Source organism: Streptomyces sp. GC420 (assembly GCF_009916105.1).
Lineage (GTDB): Bacteria > Actinomycetota > Actinomycetes > Streptomycetales > Streptomycetaceae > Streptomyces.
This window is the reverse complement of record NZ_JAAAXQ010000637.1, coordinates 1-2,729: the sequence shown is the minus strand read 5'-3', so window position 1 is coordinate 2,729 and position 2,729 is coordinate 1. Positions and strand designations below refer to the sequence as shown.

Sequence of the window (2,729 nt, the reverse complement as noted above, 5' to 3'; positions counted from 1 at the left end):
GCACCGGGACGGTGAACCCGGCGCCCGTGCGGTGCCGCGCGGCCGCGGTCACGCCGGGCCCGAAGCGGAGGACGCTCCCCTCGACGCGGTCCGGTCCCACCTCTTCCCGGCGGGTGGCGTCGGGTCCGGCGCCGCCGACGGCCGCGGCAGCGCCCGCCGCGAGCACAGCCGGAAGCGTGCCGGAGCCCGCGGCGCCGGCCGTGAGCATCCGGGTCCGCGGGTCCTGTGCGGCCGGCAGGGTCACCGCCACGGTCGCCCCGGGGGCCGGTGCACCGGCCCCCGGTTCGGCGGAACCGGGTTCACCGGAATCCCCTTCACCGGAATCGGGTTCAGCGGGTCCGGCTTCAGCGGGCCCGGGGTCGCCGGGCCCGGGTTCAGCGGGTCTCTGGATCCAGTGGCTGGCCAGCTGTGTCGCGCTGTAGTCGTCGTCCTGCTGCTGGTCTTTGCGCTCGTTCATCGGAGGATGCACCGTCGGGTGAGTAGCTGCTGCGAGGCGCCGCCGTCGGCGGACGCCGGGTCGGAGGTGACCTGCACCGCCCAGTAGCACCCCAGGCCCTGGAATGTGTGGTCGGCGGTGAACGTGTACTGGGTCGCACCGCTGCGCTGGAACGTCTGAGTCCCGTCCAGGGTGCCCAGCCGGCCGTACGCGTCACTGACGTACCAGCCGACCGTGATGGAGACCGGTCCCGTGCCGTCCGTGACGACGTCGACGGTCGCGGTGGCGGTCGTGCTGCCCGTCTGCTGGAAGCCGCTGACGGTGATGTCCTTGACGTTGGGCGCGGACGGCGGGGTCGGGGTGGCCGTCGTCGGCTCCGTCGTGGGTGTGGCCGTGTAGGTGGGGGTGGCGGTCGTGCCGCCGGGGGTGTCGCCGTCCCCGCCGTCGGTGGCGGTCGCGGTGGCCTCGTCCGACGGCCCGGCGGTGGCCCCGCTCTCCGAGGGAGACGGAGAGGCCCCGGGCGAGGCCGACGAGGACGCGCTGCCGGAGGGCTCCGCCGTCCCGGTCGGGCCGCTGCTGACGCCGGGCTGCGCGCTGGTGGTGGCGAGCGCCTTCCCCGCCTGCTGCGTGGAGCCGGCGTTGCCGGGTTCGACGCCGTATGCGAGCACGAACGCCAGGCCCAGTGCGGCGGCGGAGGCGAGCAGGGCGGACCGGCTCGGCCGGAACGAACGCACCCAGCCGCCGCCTTGGTCCAGCATCGTGGTGGCGGTGTCCGTGGTGGTCTGCGGGGTGTCACCGGCCGACGGGAGCAGCAGCGGGAGCAGCGCGACCAGGGCGGCGAGCCTGCCGCGGCCGTTCTCCTCCCAGTCGGGCCCGTAGGCGCCGCCCGCGATCTGCTCCAGTTCCCCGACGAAGGCCTCGGCGTTCTCGGGCCGCTCCTCCGGAGTCTTGGCCAGACCGCGCAGGACCAGCGGCCGCACCGGCTCGGGCACCTTGTCGACGGGCACCGGCGCGTCGACGTGCTGGAGCGCGAGTTCGGCGAAGTTCTCCCCGGTGTACGGCTTGCGCCCGGTCAGGCACTCGAAGAAGGTGGCGGTCGCCGCGTACACGTCGGCCGCGGGCGAGGCGGGCGCGCCGCTCCACTGCTCGGGGGCCATGTAGGCGGGGGTCCCGGCGATACCGGCACTGGTCCCGTCGCCCGCCGCGATGCCGAAGTCGACGAGCTTGGAGGTGCCGTCGGCGGTGACCAGCACGTTCTCCGGCTTGTAGTCGCGGTGGACCACGCCCACCCGGTGGGCGTCGGCGAGGCCGAGCAACGAGCCCTTGAGGACCACCAGGGCGGCCTCCGGCCCGATCGGGCCCTCCCGGGACAGCAGCGCGCGCAGCGCCAGACCCTCCACCAGTTCCATGACGATGGCCGCGCCGTCCGGGCTCTCGACGTACTCGTAGAGCCCCGTCACGTGCGCACTGTCCAGCCCGGCCAGCAGCCGCGCCTCGGCACGGAAGTCGTGTACGAAACCGGGGCGGGTCAGCAGCGACTCGCTGAGGTACTTGACCGCGACCGGGACTCCGGTGTCCTCGTGGACGGCCAGCACGACGCGCCCGCTCGCACCTGCGCCCAGCTCCCTGGTGCCCGTGTATCCCGGTACCGACCATGCGTTCATTCGATCCCCCATGGCGTGGCGTCTCCGGAGTGTCCGGATCCCCTCGCGAACCACGCCGCGTGCAGTGTGGGACATGTTTCCGGCCATTTCGGTTCCGTCAAGGGGTACCGGCCGATCGATACAACGGCGGGACCGGGCCGGTGCCGCAGACTGCGTGGCGATCCGGACCGTGACCGCCGCCGGGAGGGCCCCGTGACCGAAACCGCCCCTTTCGCGCGGACGCCCGGCCGGCCGGGTGGGTGGAACGGCAGCGCACGACGGCCGGGACCGCGAGGAGGCGCGGCGACCCACGTCCAGCCCGCGGGTCGCCGGTCCGGTGCGCGGCCCGGGACGAGGGACCGCGGCACGGTGCGGTTCAGGCGGTGCGGCGGGATTTGCGTCCGGCGGTCTTCTTGGCGGACGCGGCCCTCTTCGCGGCAGGCTCCCCGCCGGCCGGTTCGCCGGCGGCGGTCCTCTTCGTGGCCGACCCCCCGGCCGCGGACTTCTTCGCCGGCTGCGCGGCGGTCTTCTTCGCGGTCTTCGCGGTCTTCGCGGTCTTCGCGGTCTTCGCGGTCTTCGCGGTCTTCGCGGGCCGCTTCCCGGGCATCTCGTGGACCGTGGCCTCCTCCCCCGCCGCAGCCTCACCCTCC

1 protein-coding gene and 1 pseudogene are annotated in these 2,729 nt (G+C 74.5%); both read right to left on the bottom strand.

Annotation, left to right across the window (positions count from 1 at the left end):
* Nucleotides 1-457 (bottom strand): annotated as a pseudogene (locus GUY61_RS37220) (hypothetical protein); the annotation flags it as partial.
* Nucleotides 454-2,100, bottom strand: coding sequence for a serine/threonine-protein kinase (locus tag GUY61_RS37215; protein WP_166634708.1), 1,647 nt, complete (start codon nucleotides 2,098-2,100; stop codon nucleotides 454-456). The pseudogene GUY61_RS37220 and the gene GUY61_RS37215, both read right to left, overlap by 4 nt.
* Nucleotides 2,101-2,729 lie beyond the last annotated feature (629 nt).

What these genes read in the sequence shown, in the direction of transcription:
- GUY61_RS37215 (WP_166634708.1), bottom strand. Translation starts at nt 2,100, where the DNA reads ATGAACGCATGGTCGGTACCGGGATACACGGGCACCAGGGAGCTGGGC.